We start from the raw sequence: 16469 nt of genomic DNA on the forward strand, positions 1-16469 counted from the left end.
AGTGACGAGGCTAACGCGCTGCGCAAATGGCTTGCGTCTCCTGGTTAGCCTGCAGGTGCACCATCAATAAATGTCTTTTGACAGCAAGGTGAACGGTGTCTTCGCCAGGATTTTCACATCCAGCCACAACGACCAGTTATTGATGTACTTGAGGTCGATCTCGACGCGCTTCTGCATCTTGTCGATGGTGTCGGTCTCGCCGCGGCAACCGTTGATTTGAGCCAGCCCGGTGATCCCCGGTTTGATTCGGTGGCGCGCCATGTAGGCGAGAATCTTGCCGGAGTAGAAGTTATTGTGTGCAACGGCATGAGGACGTGGCCCGACCAGCGCCATATGGCCCTGCAAGACGTTGAACAACTGCGGCAGCTCGTCGAGGGACGTGCGACGGATAAAGCGCCCGATCGGGGTGATCCGCGAGTCGTTACGGCTGGCTTGCTTGACCTCGTGATCGTCGTGTACGCGCATCGAGCGAAACTTCCAGACCTTGATGACCTTCCCGTTCCACCCGTGGCGGTCCTGTTTGAAAAACACCGGGCCATGGGAGGTGAATTTGACGGCCAGGCCAATGATCAGCAGTAACGGGCTTAGAGCGACAATGGCCATCAGCGCCAGGCTTTTATCGAACAGGCTTTTACTCAGCGCGGCAGTGGGTTGGCTGCTCAGCGGGCATTCAATCAAATGGATTGCCGGCATGCCATCCACATCACTGACCGAGTGATTGAGCAGCGTCAGGCTGTTCAAGTCCGGGACCCAGACCACATCGACGTTGGCATCCAGCAAGTCGACATACATTTCTTCGATTTGTGCCGCTTCGCTCAGGGGGAGCGTGATGTACAGGCGGCGGATGTCATGGGTCTTGATCAGTTCGAGAAGTTCCTCTTGCGGGCCTACGACAGGTGGCATACCCGCCTCCAGCAAGGACGTGGTGTCGGAGCTTACCAGGCCGACCAACGGGAAGTGCTCGAGGGCACGAAGCTTGTTAGCCAGGCCCAGTGCCAACTCGCCAGTACCGACAATCAGCGTTCTGCGCTCGATTTGAAGAGCCCGTTGGTAGTACTTCGAAAAACCATGCAGCGGGACATACAAAACCGCCTGCCCGATGTAGCTGCTGAAAGCCCAAATCAGGATGATTTCACGGGAAAACAGTTCGTTGGCCTTGCAGAGAAAGGCGACAATAGCTAACGCTGCCAGTGTCATTGACCAACCCATCAGCAGTCTTATCAACCCTTCCAGGTAATTGTCCTTTTTTGCATAGACGCCGCACCATGTATAGGCCGGAACCGATGCCAGCACAGTAAGCGTTGCGCATACTCGATAGTAGAATTCTACCGTTCCAGTCTGGTAATAAACCAATAGAAGTAACAGGGCGACAACAAAGCCCTGACCCAATGCCCACTGTCCCCAGAAGGTCAGTCCTTTGAGGGTGGTATTTCGATTGATACGAAGATTGTTAACCATACGATATCCCCAAAATACGTCCATTCGTGTTTCGACAAACAAGAGCCAAAATCAATGCGCTAAGAGTTGTTGTTCATATTAGATGGCGATGCATTGATGACCGAAACGCCACGCGGGCGGCGCTGTCATCAGTTCATAGGTTAAATTATTGGTGCGGGCACTGTCTGACGACTTTTAACGAGCGGGTGGTGTATCTGGTTGATATATCTGGGTGACGGCGGCGTTAGAAATAGTCTGGCTTCAGTTTTTTTAACGCTACTGTATAGAGGGGGCGGGGGAGGATAAGTTGGCGTGCTCTATTATTGTTGTATTGCACTGCCGAGGCGAAAATCTGAATTTCTCAGACTAGATTTTTACGCGTACGATTTTTTGTATCACGCAGTACCCACGATTTCTCACCGCACGAAAAAGGCGCTCGCCACTACTGGCTTTTTTAAATTTTTCCTGTAGTCGACTCAAGCACATTTCGAGACCCCGATATTGTTCAGGTTCTCTACCGATGCTGCGGATAAGGTCGTCCTTGCTGACCACGCGATCTTCATGGTGCAGCATTTTTTTAAGCAGCGCGGCCTCCAGGCCAGTCAAGACAATTTCCACGTCATCCTTGATCAGCGCGCCACTGCTGTCGCTCAGTCTCCAGGTTTCAGTCGCTGGAGTGTGCGGTTTGGCTGGCTGGGAGACACATTCCCTGGTGTCTTCTCTGGAGCTGTCTGCGGTTGATGTGAAGTGCGTAAATTTCGTTACGGTATGGGCAGTTTGCCATTCGGACTTGAACGTCGAAAGGATGCGCTGAGTATCGTGCTTGATCACCGGCGGAAGCATTCTGGCCATTTGCGGGGAAATAATTTCCATAAGCTTGGGGGCGGAAGCCGGCGGGGCAACGCCTTCAAAAAACATTCTTGCCTGTGACGTGCCGTAACTGTTGTATCGCTTGCTGGACAGTAATGCCTCAAGCTCCAGTTGCAGTGCGGGGTTGTGAGTCACTACGACAAAGTATTTTCTGGGGAGGTTTGTGCTGCTATCCATGGCTCTCTCCTTAGTTGCACGTCTTGAATTTTTTTAAAGGTTGTCGGCAGGGGAGTAATGACTCCCCTGGAAGTAATCAAAGGGCAGCGCGCGTGCCAGTATATGGCTAGCAGCATGCTCGACCCTGTCCGCGATAAAGGCGACTTTGGTGTTGTGAGTGAGCATGGTCATACGTTCGTGGAGACGATTGAATAGCTCTGGGTTGCCACTGAGCTTGAGGCTCAAATCCAGAGAGGAGGTGGAAATCTTTATATAGTCGAATAGATTCAGGGTGGTAAAGATTTCGATACTTTCATCGTCGATGTTGTAGTCGTCGAGCGCGATTTCTATGCCGTGATCTTTCAATAGATAGACGTTGTGCAGGATTTTCTTTTTTTCTGCAAAGCTGACAGCCGACAGGGGGAGTTCATTGAGCGCGACAACCAGTGTCTGGCCAAATTCGCGCAGGGCTGCGCCGGACTGTATCAGCTCTTCCGTGAGCGCAGAGTTGGCGAGATCTGATTGCCCTACGCAAACAAATCTACGGCTCAGGTATTTATTTCCGTTGGTGGTGTTGTGATCTTTCAGCGAGAAGGCCATCAGCCTGGTCTGCATCAGCACTTCACTGTAGATCCCACTCATCTGGTGCGCCTCAGGCGCGCAGGATGTGGAGGTGGAGTCGTCAAAATGTATTCTGATCTCGCTGCCAAACGGGCAGTCGTCCCGAGTGAGGATCAATTGTCGAGACAGGTAATGCTCTGCGTGACCGTAGAGTCGCACGCTCCCTGTTGCGTTCATAAAACAGAAACTCCCTTCTACATTAAGAATCAGGTTGTCGAGATCAGACCCCTGATTAATCGATATCCATGCCCACGGATACTTTGAATGGCGTTGCTGCCATACATGCCTTTTATTTTGCCGCGAAGGCGACTGATCGACTTTTCCAAGGCTCTTGGGTCATAAAAATTTATATTCAGCCCCATGATCCTGGCGATTTCATCGTGGCTCAATATTTGGTTTTTCGTTTGAGAAAAAGCCTCAAGGATTTTCATTTCCGCAAACGATACATCCAGTTTTTTATAGTCGCCAATCAGGCACATGCGAGTGGGGTCCAAAAGCAGATTTTGCTTTTTTTGCCATTCTGGACTGCTAAAAAATTCGGACAGCGAGTCAGTATTTTCGTCGGCAGAAGTATCGCAATTGATACAGTAATCGGCCCCGGCAAGATAATATTTCATCTTGTTGTAGGTGCCTCTGCCGGTGATGGCGATGAAAATTATTGACGCCAGATTATCAGCGCGAATGTTTTCGACCAGGGTGAGGCTGTCAACAAACGCCTGAGGGCTGTCGATAACGATAAAAATTGCACGGTATGAATTGGAATTCTTGTTTCTTTTGAATGAGTTGCTATAGCACATTGCATCAACGGCAATATCCTTGCCTACGTGGCTTGCGACTAATTCCCTAAAGCCCTCAGCTAGCGTATGGGTTCGCCCAATGGTGAGAACACCTGTCTCCTCCTTCACGTCGCTGTGGCCTGTAGTCGTTAATTTCCCTGTAAGCATCATGCTTTGACTCGGATAGGTGCTGGCATTCGAATGTTAAAGCACCAATTCTCGCTTGTGACTGACAATTGGTAACATTTCACTGTTTTTTCAGACGGCCGTCTCGTTTTTTTAACATTGCTGGTCATTCTGACGTGATGGTTTGCCCGCCGGTGGTTCGAGGTGCCTGATGATCGATGGCAATCTCGTGGGGTTGATGGGGTGTGGCACAGTGCCATCTTTTGGTTCGGTGCCCCGTATTTTCGCAGCCATATGACCGCGCATGTCGTGAAAGTTGCAGTCACCTGACTTTTTTTGATTGGGCGTCAATTCGGCGTCATGAGGCGGTAGGGTTTTGTTGTCTCAAGTGCGATTTTTTGCTCTTGTCTGGCTCGGCACTCTCCAATTTTAACCGTTATCTAACGTGGGTATTGGTGGTGTCGCCCATGGACATTTCATAACATTGAGTTTTATTAATCGGCCTAATGCGCTTTACTTTCATGTTGGCGTTGAGTTAGTGCGAAGTCGACGCATGGGTATTTGTCGTTGAGGGGGATTGATGGATCTTTGGACAACCATAACGGTGTTGATTTTAGGGATGGTCGAAGGTCTGACGGAGTTCTTGCCGATATCAAGTACAGGGCACCAGATTATTGTCGCGGACTTGCTGGGCTTCGGCGGCGAGCGAGCCATGGCCTTCAACATCATCATTCAATTGGGCGCGATCCTGGCGGTTGTCTGGGAGTTCCGCCGCAAGATTCTCGAGATCGTTACCGGCTTGCCAACCCAGCGCAATGCACAACGTTTCACCTTGAATCTGTTAATCGGTTTTCTTCCGGCAGTGGTCCTGGGGGTGTTGTTCGCCGATAAGATCCATGAGTATCTGTTTAATCCAATCACTGTTGCAGTGGCATTGGTGGTGGGCGGCATCATCATGTTGTGGGCCGAGCAGCGCAAACATGTGGTGTCTGTCGACCATGTTGACGACATGCGCTGGACCGACGCCCTCAAGGTCGGTTTCGTGCAATGCCTGGCGATGATTCCGGGCACCTCGCGCTCTGGGTCGACAATTATCGGTGGGTTACTGTTTGGCCTGTCGCGTAAGGCTGCCACGGAGTTTTCGTTCTTTCTGGCGATGCCGACCATGGTCGGTGCCGCCGTGTATTCAGGCTATAAGTATCGGGATCTGTTCCTGGCCAGTGACTTGCCGGTGTTTGCGCTGGGTTTCGTGACAGCGTTCTTTTTCGCCATGATCGCCGTGCGTGGTTTGCTCAAGTTTATCGCCGCCCACAGTTACGCCGTGTTCGCCTGGTACCGGATCGGATTCGGTTTGCTGATTCTGGCAACGTGGGTATTCGGTTGGGTCGACTGGACCGGGGCTGCAGCGCACTGACACTCGCACCAGGCTGCAGGGCATGCAACCTGGTTGCAGGGGAGCGGCTAACCGTTAACGTCCCTCAAGCAGCTCTGCGGCTTGATCCAGCAAGGCCAAAGGCTCTTTGGCCTTGTGAATATCCACTGACAGTAACTGCCGAAACTTGCGCGCCCCCGGGAACCCGGTGCCTAGCCCGAGCACATGCCGGGTGATGTGGTGCATCGAGCCACCTGCAGCGATGTGCGCCGCTATATAAGGACGCAACTGCGCCAGCGCCTCAGCCCGGCTGATCACCGGCGCCGTGCTGGCGAACAGCTGCTGATCCACCTCGGCCATCACATAAGGGTTGTGATACGCCTCACGGCCCAGCATGACGCCGTCGAATGTCTGCAAATGCTCGTGGCAGGCCTCCAGCGTCTTGATCCCGCCGTTCAGGATAATCTCCAGCTCAGGAAAGTCCGCCTTCAACCGCGCCGCCACGTCATAGCGCAGAGGCGGGATGTCGCGGTTTTCCTTCGGCGACAACCCCTCCAGAATCGCAATCCGCGCGTGCACGGTAAAACTGGTGCAGCCGGCTTCGCGAACCGTACCGACGAAATCACACAGTTCTTCGTAACTGTCGCGACCGTTGATCCCGATACGGTGCTTGACCGTCACCGGAATCGACACCGCATCACGCATCGCCTTCACACAATCGGCCACCAACTGCGGATGCCCCATCAGGCACGCGCCGATCATATTGTTCTGCACCCGATCACTCGGGCAGCCGACATTCAGGTTCACCTCGTCGTAACCATGCTCCTGCGCCATTCGCGCGCACGCGGCCAGGTCCAGCGGCACACTGCCGCCGAGTTGCAATGCCAGCGGGTGCTCGGCTTCGTTGTGGCGCAGGAAGCGGTCGTGGTCGCCGTTGAGAAGCGCGCCAGTGGTGACCATTTCGGTGTAGAGCAGGGCGTTTTTCGACAATAGGCGCAGGAAAAAACGGCAGTGGCGGTCAGTCCAGTCCATCATCGGCGCAACAGAAAACCTCCTGGATACCGAATCTGCTGGATAGGCCAGGTTTTCTGTGGGTTTCATCGGCATTTAGCTACTTCTCATTTGCTACGGTTTACTACGGCTTTTGCTTAATATTGAGAGAGCCTTGCTGCAAGGTAGCAACGCAAACCACTCGTGTAGCAAAATCCATGGGGTCGATCACCGTTCGCAAGCTCAAGGATGGCTCTGCAGCGTACACCGCACAGATCCGCATCATGCAAAAGGGTGTGACAGTTTATCAGGAAAGCCAGGCCATCGATCGCAAGACCGTGGTCGGCACAGCCCGCGCCGCACGAGTCAGTCAGAATGCGTGTAAGCGATTGAGGCGTTGATCAGCAGGGCGCGTCCATGTACGTCGTACGTCGTACGTCGTACGTCGGCACGCTTGGTCGCGCGATTGCCTGATGCGTCGAACTCCCTCGGTCTCCCGTTTCCGGGGGCCGAGGATACTAATGCCGGTAACGCTAGTCAGATCTTGCCGAAATTGACACAGCAGTAGCCCATATCGCCCTTTTCCTGCGCCTGCCGGAATTCATTCGGCACCCATTCGCAACGCGTGATCAGGCCTGGGCTATTCAGTCCTTTGAGAAATGGCAGCAGCCGGCCGTTACTCAAGTCGCCACCGTAGCCAAGCTCAGACACATAGAGCACGTGGATCGGTTGCTTGTCGCGCAAAAAGGCAAAATAGGTCATGTGGTCCACGACGACACTTTCTGTCGACTCCGCAGGAATACCGCATGACGCCCCAAGCTTGCTGATTGCATCCAGGTGAAGCTGAGCCCCCAGCACCGGAATCGAAAGCGGTTGCCCGGGCAAGCTCGATTCAGCGAAGGAGGAATTGTGTGTGATGCCAGGGGTCACGAGGGCTAACAGTGTCACCATCGACGCTATAGGCAGCAGCAACAACAGTGAATAGGCTACTCGTGCGGGTATGTTACTCAGCTTCACTGCGCGTCGGGAATGCATCAACAGGGCTGTGATGATGATCGACACAGGCATGAATTGAGTGCCTGCATAAAAATTCTGGATGTTGTAAAAAAACGCATTGATTAAATCTGCGCCGACCAATAACAGCGCCAGCACGACAGGCGCAGACACTTGGCGGCGAACCACTTGCAACAGAAATATCAGGATGCTTACAACGTGAACTCCGATGATGAACGCGTACAGAGAATAATAAATGGCAAGATTGAGGTACGGCAACGCTTCAAAGCTACCGACCATGGGAGGCAGCCAGCCTGATTGAAAAGTTTCATTAAAGGTCAGATGTATCAACACCCGGTCAGGAAAACTTATCAGGTTGTTGTATGCGGCGCTGACAAACTCAGCGGGTGCAGAGAACAGCATACCCGGTAACAATGTGTTGAACGCCAGCATTTTTTGAATGTTCGGCGCATCCTGACAGCCCGCCAGCGCGCTGAAAACGTGAAAGGTCTGAACGCACAGGACCACGACGAACAGCCACAAGCCATAGCGAATCGCCTTGTGGTACGTTGCCGTAGCCAACCACACGGCCGCTAGCGCGAATGGCGCATAGAACATGCTCTTGGGGTGAGCATAGAAAAATAGTGTCAGCAACAATGCCAGCCCGACAGTCATCGCCACCTGCGCGCGCGCAGACTTCTGATCCTTGAAGAAGAGTGCCAGCAAACAAAGCACCAGGATCGGCAGCATCAGAAATTGTTCAGGACGCGACAAGACCCAAAGGTAGGGCAGGACACCCAGTGAAGCCACCGCGACCAATCCAGCGAAACGCTGAAGAGCCCCTCCCAAATCACGTGCCTGCGTCAAACACCAATAAGCGAGCAAGGCAAACCAGATCAGCGATAAGGAAATACCGCTCACTCTCAAGCCAAGAGGACCCAGGTGGGCATAGATCGCCGACAGTAATATACCCGCCGGGTAAAATACCCATGAAACTGTCCGCCCTGCAGTTGTTGTGCATTGTGGAAAAAGGGTAACCGCATTTCCGTCCTCCAGAAACAGCCGCGCAACCCTGAATTTTGTCATGACTTCATCGGAGTAAACCGGAAGAAATACCCCGCTCAGTAATACAGCAAAGAACAATGCCAGAACAATTATTGGAATTTTATTTGTTAAAACATCTCTCATTCTTCAATATCCAGTCGATTTAAAAATCGATTATTCCATCTTCGTCGGTAAAGGCTTATTAATCGGCGCCAATGATAGCCCAATCCCCGCATTGAACCTGCGTTGTATCCATCGAAGCTGATAGCTCTGTGGAAACTCCGGGCAAGTCCTCGGATGTGCTGAAATGCGCCCTGGCTGCCTGAAGCGAGCCCCGCATGGTCATGGGAGCAGCTACGCAGTGTGCAGAGCTGCTTGTTCCCTTCAGGAAACGGCGCGCTGTAGCGAGTCGACGATACCTGCCTGTTGTTCCACTGTAAGCCCCACCCACAGTGGCAAGCGGATCAAGCGGTCCGACAGGGTGTCTGTATTTGTCATCGCGCCATGTTGTCGGCCGTAGCGCAGTCCTGCCGGTGAGGAGTGCAGCGGTACGTAATGGAACACCGGGTGGATATTGTCGTGTTTAAGCTTCTCCAGTGTGCGTTGGCGATCGATGCCGCAAGCAAGCAAGACATAGTACATGTGTGCATTGTGTGTGCAATCTGCCGGAATGATCGGGCGGCGTACAGCGCCTGTCAGTTCAAGCCCTTCGAGCGCTTGGTGATAGTGGTTCCAGCTATCCAGGCGATTTTGTGTAATCGACTGTGCCTCTTCCAGCTGCGCCCAAAGAAAAGCGGCGGTCAATTCACCTGGCAGGTAGGAAGAGCCGACTTCCTGCCAGGTGTACTTGTCCACTTCACCTCTGAAGAAACGGCTTCGGTCCGTACCTTTCTCCCGAATGACCTCGGCGCGTAATGACAGTGCCGGGTCGTTAACCAATAGCGCGCCCCCTTCGCCGGATATCACGTTCTTGGTTTCATGGAAGCTATATGCGCCCAGATCACCAATACTGCCCAAGGCTCTTCCTTTATAGGAGGCCATGACCCCCTGCGCGGCATCCTCAACCACGCGGAGACCGTGCCGGCGGGCGATCTCCATGATCGTGTCCATTTCGCATGCGACGCCAGCGTAGTGAACCGGAACGATGGCCTTGGTGCGAGGTGTAATCGCAGCCTCAATCAAGCGTTCGTCCAGGTTCAGTGTGTCTTCTCTGATATCGACAAACACCGGTATTCCACCGCGCAATACAAAAGCGTTGGCAGTGGAGACGAAGGTGTAAGAGGGCATGATGATCTCATCCCCGGGTTGAATATCCAGCAATAGGGCTGACATTTCCAGAGCAGCAGTGCATGAGTGCGTCAACAGTACCTTTTCGCTGGCAGTGTACTGTTCAAGCCACTGATGGCAACGTCGAGTGAAGGGGCCGTCACCAGCGAGCTTATTAAGGAACTTTGCTTCTGCAATATAGTAAAGTTCCTTTCCCGTCATGAAAGGGCGATTGAAGGGAATTTTAAATTCGCTCACTGTAGGTCTCCAGATTATTGTTTTTTGGCTAACAGCAAGAGCGAGCCGCCGAGAGGAAAGGTGATACCTGCCTTCAAAAGGCCAAGCTCTATCTTCATGATGAATTCAAGGAGCCGATTGGTCCGGTCGGAAATATCGAACTCGCTGTTCACTTTCGCATTTTTTTGACCGGGGCGCTGTCGTGCCAGCCACATCAAGGGGACGAGCAGGGTGACAAAGGATGTGACGTATTGAACCTCAAGGCCGGCGCGGCCTACCTTGTCGACAAGCTCGCGTCGCGTGTAGCGGCGCACATGGCAGGCACGTTCATCCGCAGCGGACCACAGCCAGCGGTGCTGGGGAACGGTCAGCAATAGATGACCATCCTTATGCAGTGCGCGGGAAAGATTCGCCAGTACCTGTTCATCTTCATTGATATGTTCGATGACATCAAAAGCGCCAATCACATCAAATCGCTCTGCATCGTTCATGGCACGCGCGTCCAGCTTTTCAAAGCTTGCGCCGGGCACGCGTCGACGTGCATGTATCAGGCCTTCATCGAAAAACTCGGTGCCGGAGAGTGTCGTTTCGGGATACTCCTGGTGAATCCCTTCCAGCACAAAGCCGGTACCGCAACCAATCTCCAGGAAATTCCGGATTTTGCCGATGCGAGATTTCAGCACCCAAATGATCACGCGGTTACGGGCGCGAAACCACCAGTGGCGTGCCTCTGCCAGGGCAAGCGCCTCAAAGGCGGACTTGGGGAACGGGGTGCGATCTGGGGGCATCAATCTGGCTCTCTGTTTAGTTTTTATCTTTCAGGCGATTTTCCTGAATAGTATCCCACAAGTAAATCAAGCCACCGCAAGTGGCCGGGATCAGGACCATTAGAATGTAGTTTGCCAGGGAGGCGCCTACGGCTATATTGGCTGGTACGTCAAGTAGACCATAAAAATAAACAAAAAAACCTTCGCGTACTCCAAGTCCACCCACTGTTATTGGAACCATGGTCAGGATGGCAATGACCGGATAGAGAGCAAAGTGCTGAATGAAGGGGATGTCATAGCCATAGGCACGAAATACCAAATACACTACCGATATCAGCGATATTTGATAGCAGCAGATAAAGAGCAGGGATGAAGTGAGCGCCTGTCGGTAGGGGAAGTTAATCGTGCTGGCATGAAGTTTTTGAATATATCCCAACAATAGGGAGAGTAACGGGTTTTTAACGGTGCGGCAGCTATAGAGTGTATGGATTTTTTTGCTGGTCAATATAATCTGGATCACTACCGCTATGCTGCTGACGGTGCCGATGGCCATGATGAGCAGCGCGTAGTTGTCTGATGAAGGTAAGAAGGGCAGGGCAAAAAGGGTAAAGGTACATAACACCAACAGTCCAATCATGCGCTCAATGATGACCGTACTGCCTGCAGTACCCCGCTTTTTCGGGTGGCGTCGTTCGATGTGAAACATACGAAAGGCATCCGCGCCCTGTGATGAGGGTAAAATCAAACCTTGAAATTGAGAAACCAGGTTTATTTTCCAGAGGTTTGCCAACGCCTCGTCAATCGAATTGAGCCGCAGGAACACTTGCCAGCGGTTGACGGAAAAAAAAGAACTCAAAGTGATTGGGATAACGGCAGCCAGCGCAAGGTAGTGCCATGCTGTAATGTCGCTGATTAATGCTGTTAGTTTAATGTCAAATGTGTGTATGAGAAATGCACAAATAAAAATCGCGATCAATAATTTCAAAAGCGTTAAAGGCATGCAGGGTGCTCAACGTAGGAGGGTGAGGCTAACGCTGTGTAGATAATAGGTTGGCGAACCCTGTCACGGTCGAGAGCGGCATGAGGGAGGGTGAACATATTATCTGCCTCCCTTACATGACAAGGGGTGTCGGTTATTGCAGTTTTGATTTTATGTAGCTGGCCAGGTCATTGATGGTTTTAAGGCCTTCAATATCCTCGTCAGGTATCTCGATGGCGTAGTGATCCTGGATAGACAGAATGATATTGAACATGCCGAGAGAGTCAACACCCTGGTCGCTCAGGTTGATGTTGTCGCGCAGCGTCGAGGCATCTGCTACAACATCAGCCTGGGAAATAATGTTGATAAGTTGTTCTTTTGTCTGGGGCATAGTTAATTTCATCGTGTAGGTGTTGAGGTTGTCCCGGCCGGTACGTTTGTACTGCGGGGGAAGCCTGGTGGCGTTGCAGGTTGTTGACGAGGTCGCCTGCAGGCCGCTGAGCTGAACGGTGGTTATGTTGCCACACTCCATGCAACAGAGGGGGGCTGTTGTGTTTGCCGTCGAGCCATGAGCCTCGCTGAATTGGCGCCTCGCCTTACAGCAAGGCTCGTATGCTGGCGGCAGGCTACTCGGCTTTGAGGGCGCTGAAGTAGAGCATGCCGATATGTTCTGCATTGAGCTCAATGCGACTACGAGTCAATCGAGTGCCCAGCGTCTGCTCAAGTGTCAGCCCTACCCCGCTCAAGTCAAAACACGGCGGCCACTTCGGGCTTTCCCAGCGACAGAAAACCCACTGGCTGCCACTGGGTATGCTCAATTCCTTGAGAAGCAGTGCCTTGTTCATGGATACCAGCACTTCGATCGGAGTGAAGTCACCTGGCATGGTCGTCAGGCTCACTGACCGATGGGCGGGTGTGAAAACACATTGTTTTTCAACCAGCGACTCGTCGTAAGCACGTCGCGTATCGGCGCAACCTTCGACTTGAATCAATTTGCCTTCATGATCGATGCCATCGAGTTGAAAGGTGAAGGTAGCGACAGCCTCACCCGACAATGGTCGAGGGGTTGGTCTCGGCCACCAGTGACAGGTGAGTCGGTGGTTGGTCATCCTGCTGATTCTGAAGTCGAGCTTTTCGATCCGTGCGTGCGGCGCATGGCGAGTGATGGCCTGCATCGTGGCATTGAGCATGTCGGACCCGTGTATGTAGGTTCGTTCGCCTTTGAATCCCAGTGATAGCTCGGTGAAGTGCATCACTTTTGTTTCCTGAGGTGGGCTGTCATGTTAGCCCTGTGATTGATTGCGAAGTTTCCAGAAACGACGCTGTTTGGCGCGATGTCGCTGATGACAACCGAGCCCATTTTTATTTGTACCGCGTCGCCAATCACAAGGCCCTGTGCGATGGAGCAAGAGGCGCCCACCCATGCGCCGGCCCCCAGGCGTGTGCGTCCGGCAATAACGGTGTTGCCAGAAATCACAGAGTTCTTGCCAATCACGGCGCCATGACCAATGTTGGTCATGATGCCGATCTGGCAATTTTCTCCGATGGTTGTCGGCTGCTGGAACAAGGACCTCGCGATTACTGCGCCAGCAAGTATCTGGCAACCCGATTCAATGCGTACACCGCCCTGATGTTTGACCACCATCAGCGTGCCGTTGTCGTTGCGTAGTGTGATCAAGCCCTCGGCGCCTACAACGGCATTTGAACCGATATAGACATTGTCTCCGATCTCGACAGGGCCTTCGATCACCACGTTTGCTGAAATTTCGACATTGTTACCCAATGTGGCCAGTGGCGAGATAACGGCGCTGGGGTGCAGCGTGCAATTTTCGCCAACGCTCGGTGACTGCGCAGTTGCGCACTTTGTCTCTTCACTCAAGCGGTTGTAGAGGCGGAAAAAAGCGGTGCGTGGGTCGGCACAGAATACAATTGATTTATCAGTCGCTATTTCTTCATTTTTTAAACTTTCGGGGCACAGCGCACACGCGACGTTGGGCGTAGCCAAGGCTTTTTGCAAATAGTGCAAGTTCTGACAGTACACCAGTGCGCCTGGTGTTTGCGCATCGATTTCGTCGAGGTGTGCAAAGACCCCATTGTTTAAAATGTGTTCAGCAGGGAAGTAATCCATGACGCGGTAAGCGGATGTCATCATTACTCCACATGCTCTTCAATAATGGGGAATTGGCTAAGGTGGGTTGCATTTTCGACCAGTCTTCCGAGGTACTCGCCTTGCACACCGAGTGCCAGAAGGATGTTACCGGCGAGGAATGACAGCAAGATCGCCAGCGACGCCCAGCCTGGCACTACATGATCGGTCAGGAGGGTGCGCAGCAGAACATACATGGCGAAAAAAATGCTCGACGCGCTGACCAAAAAGCCCCAGATCGACACGTAGCGAAGTGGCAACAGGGAGTAATTGACGATAAGGAACGAAAGCGTTTTGAACATCTTGCCAAGGGTATAAGTACTCGGGCCGCCATCGGCGCGCGGCGCGTGGCGAATGCTCACGTTCGCCATCATGCTGACGGGCACCGAATTAAAAAGCATCGCGGCGATATGTGGGTGTGAACCCTGATATCTGACGAGCTGTCTTGCCACCTGTTGACTCATGGCCCTGTAGCTCGAGAGGCTGAAACCGGTCGGTTTGCCCATGACCTTGCTAACCAGTTTCTGGTTGATGCGCGAAGCCATGTTGCGCCAGGCGCTGTGTTGTTTTTCAGCCATCGGGATCTTTCCGATGACGACATGCTTGCCGGCTTGAAGTTGATCAATAAACAGTGGGAGGTCTTCCGGGAAGCACTGCAGGTCATCGTCGATTGTCACGACGAAGCGTTTGCAGGCATAGCCGATGCCGCACAACGTAGCATGCTGTTGCCCCTTGTTCTTCGCGAAGCGAACGACTTTGACTCTGCGGTCCTGTTCGTGCAGTGCCAGTGCGGCAAGCCACGTCTGGTCCGGGCTCGCGTCATCGACAAGAATAATCTCCCAGTCGTCGCAAATCTGACCAAGAGTCGCGCGCGCGCGCTCGTAAAATTGCGGGAGCGTACTTGCGCTTTTATAAACGGGTACCACCAAGCTTACCGAGACGGTTTTATTTATCACCTTGAGCCTCATCCTGACCATTCGGTTGTGCGATGACGCATGCTGCTAACGCGTCCTGCCTGGATATTACAGGCTTGTAGCGTTGTTGTTTGCTGCCTGGCATCACGTGCAGAGGGGGGGTATGCCATATGCCAACCGATTGGTAATCCTCAGGAAACCGGCCACCGGACACATGAACTACATTACTGCTCATGTAACGTGGGCCATCAGGCTCTACCAGCAGCCAGGCGTCGGACAACTGTGTACAGGGCGCCGAACGAAGCATGTCGATAGGTCGGTTAAAGGCGCGGATTTTAAGCCATGGGGGGGAAGGTGTCACGGTGCTGGACACTTTACCTCTCGTTTTCAATCTGTTCGGGGGGGTAGTGGTCTTCAGTCTGGCGTTGTCGATTCAGCAATTGGCTGTGGTGGGGGAGTTGTTGGTGAATCGAGCCTTGGACAATGTCGATCCGCAAGGCATTGGGGTGAGATATCTCCAGGTGCACACGGTTCCTGAACCAACGCTGTCGCCCCACAAAATTTCATGATCCCCGGCGCAGACGAGGCGTAGGATGATGGCCATATGTCATTTCTCCCGCGCCTCAACTCACAGGAATAAAAAAATGATCGCAAACCTCGTCAAAGTCTCGCTGATCGCCGGTGCTTTGCTGTTGAGCGCCTGTTCCGGTGTGAGCTCCCATAGCGATTATTCGGCCGACTCGGTGCAGCCGGCCGGTTTTGGCCCGGGGCCGACCAACAGCAATGCCGCCAAGATGAATTTCCATGGCAGTGCGCTCGGCAATAGCTTCGGCGAATACAGTTCAGGATTGCTGCACGACGATTGATACGCGGTCCGCAACGAAAAAAGGGCGCTCCCACGGGAGCGCCCTTTTTTGTGCGATAAATACGGTCCATTACTTCGCGCGAGGTACCGCCAGCCACTGCCGCAGAATCTTCTGGTAATTGCCCGTCGCCTTGGCCAGGTGTAGCCATTGATCGACGTACAGCTTCCAGGGGATGTCGTCACGGGGCAGCAGGTAGGCTTTTTCGCCGTATTGCAGGTAGTGCGTGGGGTTGACGGCGCACAGGCCCGGTTTGAGCTTCTGCTGATACAGCGCCTCCGACGCATCGGTGATCATCACGTCTGCCTTTTTATCCAGCAGTTCCTGAAAAATGCTGATGTTGTCGCGCAGCTGCAATTGCGCCTGGGGCAGGTAGGCGTGGACGAACGCTTCGTTGGTGCCGCCGGCGGGTTCGACCAGGCGAACCGAGGGCTGGTTGATCTGTTCGACGGTCTGGTACAGCGCCTGGTCTTCGCAGCGCACCAAGGGGATTTTGCCGTCGACGTCCAGGGTGGTGCTGAAGAAGGCTTTTTTCTGCCGCTCCAGGGTGACCGAGATGCCGCCCATGGCGATGTCGCACTTGCCGGCGAGCATGTCGGGCATCAGGGTTTTCCAGGTGGTGGGCACCCACTCGACCTTGACGCCCAGGCTGTCGGCCAGGGCGCGGGCCATGGCGATGTCGATGCCGGAATACTCGCCGTCCCCGGCTTTGAGGGTGTAGGGCTTGTAGTCGCCGGTGGTGCAGACGCGCAGTTGTCCCTGTTGCATGACGCTGTCCAGATGCGAAGGTTCTGCCTGAGCGCCAAGGGAGAGTGCGAGCAAGCCGCCGAGCATCATTGCTCTGTTGATTTTCTTCATTGTTATCGGGCTTTTGTGCTGGAGTGGTTTTGAAGGGGAGTGTAGTGAAACTTT

General features: G+C 53.3%; 16 protein-coding genes. 2 read left to right on the forward strand and 14 right to left on the reverse strand.

Going from position 1 to position 16469, the window contains the following annotated elements; translation table 11 throughout:
• Positions 1 to 63: 63 nt before the first annotated feature.
• From KW849_RS07600 to KW849_RS07615, 4 genes are all read right to left on the reverse strand, one after another.
• Positions 64 to 1458: an undecaprenyl-phosphate glucose phosphotransferase gene (locus tag KW849_RS07600; RefSeq protein ID WP_218428840.1), complete on the reverse strand. Its 1395-nt coding sequence runs from the start codon at positions 1456 to 1458 to the stop codon at positions 64 to 66.
• A 345-nt stretch (positions 1459 to 1803) separates the two neighbouring features.
• The gene (locus tag KW849_RS07605; RefSeq protein ID WP_218428841.1) at positions 1804 to 2484 is read right to left on the reverse strand and encodes a helix-turn-helix domain-containing protein; all 681 of its coding nucleotides are present in this window, start codon (positions 2482 to 2484) and stop codon (positions 1804 to 1806) included.
• Positions 2485 to 2517: 33 nt separating this feature from the next.
• Positions 2518 to 3105: an EAL domain-containing protein gene (locus KW849_RS07610; RefSeq protein ID WP_218428842.1), complete on the reverse strand. Its 588-nt coding sequence runs from the start codon at positions 3103 to 3105 to the stop codon at positions 2518 to 2520.
• A gap of 185 nt (positions 3106 to 3290) precedes the next feature.
• Complete coding sequence (locus tag KW849_RS07615) at positions 3291 to 4031, reverse strand: winged helix-turn-helix domain-containing protein (protein ID WP_218428843.1); 741 nt, start codon at positions 4029 to 4031, stop codon at positions 3291 to 3293.
• A 535-nt stretch (positions 4032 to 4566) separates the two neighbouring features.
• On the opposite strand from KW849_RS07615, the gene KW849_RS07620 reads away from it, so the two are divergent.
• Complete coding sequence (locus KW849_RS07620) at positions 4567 to 5400, forward strand: undecaprenyl-diphosphate phosphatase (RefSeq protein WP_108219281.1); 834 nt, start codon at positions 4567 to 4569, stop codon at positions 5398 to 5400.
• Positions 5401 to 5454: 54 nt separating this feature from the next.
• Here KW849_RS07620 and dusA read toward each other — a convergent pair whose 3' ends face one another.
• The 9 genes from dusA to KW849_RS07665 form a co-directional block, all read right to left on the reverse strand.
• Positions 5455 to 6459, reverse strand: a complete 1005-nt coding sequence (gene dusA / locus KW849_RS07625) for a tRNA dihydrouridine(20/20a) synthase DusA (RefSeq protein ID WP_218429132.1) — start codon at positions 6457 to 6459, stop codon at positions 5455 to 5457.
• Positions 6460 to 6885: 426 nt separating this feature from the next.
• The gene (locus KW849_RS07630) at positions 6886 to 8529 is read right to left on the reverse strand and encodes a hypothetical protein (protein ID WP_256357122.1); all 1644 of its coding nucleotides are present in this window, start codon (positions 8527 to 8529) and stop codon (positions 6886 to 6888) included.
• Between the two features lie 240 nt (positions 8530 to 8769).
• On the reverse strand, positions 8770 to 9909 hold the full coding sequence (gene rffA / locus KW849_RS07635) for a dTDP-4-amino-4,6-dideoxygalactose transaminase (RefSeq protein WP_218428844.1): 1140 nt from the start codon (positions 9907 to 9909) through the stop codon (positions 8770 to 8772).
• 14 nt (positions 9910 to 9923) lie between these two features.
• Positions 9924 to 10676 (reverse strand): trans-aconitate 2-methyltransferase, encoded by a 753-nt coding sequence (locus KW849_RS07640; protein ID WP_218428845.1) that lies wholly within the window; start codon positions 10674 to 10676, stop codon positions 9924 to 9926.
• 16 nt (positions 10677 to 10692) lie between these two features.
• Complete coding sequence (locus tag KW849_RS07645; RefSeq protein WP_218428846.1) at positions 10693 to 11655, reverse strand: lysylphosphatidylglycerol synthase transmembrane domain-containing protein; 963 nt, start codon at positions 11653 to 11655, stop codon at positions 10693 to 10695.
• A gap of 133 nt (positions 11656 to 11788) precedes the next feature.
• The gene (locus KW849_RS07650; protein WP_218428847.1) at positions 11789 to 12025 is read right to left on the reverse strand and encodes an acyl carrier protein; all 237 of its coding nucleotides are present in this window, start codon (positions 12023 to 12025) and stop codon (positions 11789 to 11791) included.
• A 235-nt stretch (positions 12026 to 12260) separates the two neighbouring features.
• Positions 12261 to 12887: a hypothetical protein gene (locus tag KW849_RS07655; protein WP_218428848.1), complete on the reverse strand. Its 627-nt coding sequence runs from the start codon at positions 12885 to 12887 to the stop codon at positions 12261 to 12263.
• The gene (locus KW849_RS07660) at positions 12887 to 13783 is read right to left on the reverse strand and encodes a DapH/DapD/GlmU-related protein (protein WP_218428849.1); all 897 of its coding nucleotides are present in this window, start codon (positions 13781 to 13783) and stop codon (positions 12887 to 12889) included. The genes KW849_RS07655 and KW849_RS07660 overlap by 1 nt, the downstream gene beginning before the upstream one ends.
• Positions 13784 to 13785: 2 nt before the next feature.
• Complete coding sequence (locus KW849_RS07665; RefSeq protein WP_218428850.1) at positions 13786 to 14748, reverse strand: glycosyltransferase family 2 protein; 963 nt, start codon at positions 14746 to 14748, stop codon at positions 13786 to 13788.
• A 590-nt stretch (positions 14749 to 15338) separates the two neighbouring features.
• Between KW849_RS07665 and KW849_RS07670 the strand changes: the two genes are divergently transcribed.
• Positions 15339 to 15560: a hypothetical protein gene (locus KW849_RS07670; RefSeq protein WP_218428851.1), complete on the forward strand. Its 222-nt coding sequence runs from the start codon at positions 15339 to 15341 to the stop codon at positions 15558 to 15560.
• 69 nt (positions 15561 to 15629) lie between these two features.
• On the opposite strand, the gene KW849_RS07675 is transcribed toward KW849_RS07670, so the two are convergent.
• Positions 15630 to 16391, reverse strand: a complete 762-nt coding sequence (locus KW849_RS07675; protein ID WP_218429134.1) for a transporter substrate-binding domain-containing protein — start codon at positions 16389 to 16391, stop codon at positions 15630 to 15632.
• Positions 16392 to 16469: the final 78 nt, after the last annotated feature.

This window comes from Pseudomonas sp. PDM26 (genome assembly GCF_019219185.1).
In the GTDB taxonomy this organism is placed as follows: domain Bacteria; phylum Pseudomonadota; class Gammaproteobacteria; order Pseudomonadales; family Pseudomonadaceae; genus Aquipseudomonas.

Excerpts from the sequence above, each read along its gene's own strand:
- KW849_RS07600 (WP_218428840.1), bottom strand. The coding sequence starts at position 1,458 with ATGGTTAACAATCTTCGTATCAATCGAAATACCACCCTCAAAGGACTG.
- KW849_RS07605 (WP_218428841.1), bottom strand. The coding sequence starts at position 2,484 with ATGGATAGCAGCACAAACCTCCCCAGAAAATACTTTGTCGTAGTGACT.
- KW849_RS07610 (WP_218428842.1), bottom strand. The coding sequence starts at position 3,105 with ATGAGTGGGATCTACAGTGAAGTGCTGATGCAGACCAGGCTGATGGCC.
- KW849_RS07615 (WP_218428843.1), bottom strand. The coding sequence starts at position 4,031 with ATGATGCTTACAGGGAAATTAACGACTACAGGCCACAGCGACGTGAAG.
- KW849_RS07620 (WP_108219281.1), top strand. The coding sequence starts at position 4,567 with ATGGATCTTTGGACAACCATAACGGTGTTGATTTTAGGGATGGTCGAA.
- dusA (WP_218429132.1), bottom strand. The coding sequence starts at position 6,459 with ATGAAACCCACAGAAAACCTGGCCTATCCAGCAGATTCGGTATCCAGG.
- KW849_RS07630 (WP_256357122.1), bottom strand. The coding sequence starts at position 8,529 with ATGAGAGATGTTTTAACAAATAAAATTCCAATAATTGTTCTGGCATTG.
- KW849_RS07640 (WP_218428845.1), bottom strand. The coding sequence starts at position 10,676 with ATGCCCCCAGATCGCACCCCGTTCCCCAAGTCCGCCTTTGAGGCGCTT.
- KW849_RS07645 (WP_218428846.1), bottom strand. The coding sequence starts at position 11,655 with ATGCCTTTAACGCTTTTGAAATTATTGATCGCGATTTTTATTTGTGCA.
- KW849_RS07650 (WP_218428847.1), bottom strand. The coding sequence starts at position 12,025 with ATGCCCCAGACAAAAGAACAACTTATCAACATTATTTCCCAGGCTGAT.
- KW849_RS07655 (WP_218428848.1), bottom strand. The coding sequence starts at position 12,887 with ATGCACTTCACCGAGCTATCACTGGGATTCAAAGGCGAACGAACCTAC.
- KW849_RS07660 (WP_218428849.1), bottom strand. The coding sequence starts at position 13,783 with ATGACATCCGCTTACCGCGTCATGGATTACTTCCCTGCTGAACACATT.
- KW849_RS07665 (WP_218428850.1), bottom strand. The coding sequence starts at position 14,748 with ATGAGGCTCAAGGTGATAAATAAAACCGTCTCGGTAAGCTTGGTGGTA.
- KW849_RS07670 (WP_218428851.1), top strand. The coding sequence starts at position 15,339 with ATGATCGCAAACCTCGTCAAAGTCTCGCTGATCGCCGGTGCTTTGCTG.
- KW849_RS07675 (WP_218429134.1), bottom strand. The coding sequence starts at position 16,391 with ATGCTCGGCGGCTTGCTCGCACTCTCCCTTGGCGCTCAGGCAGAACCT.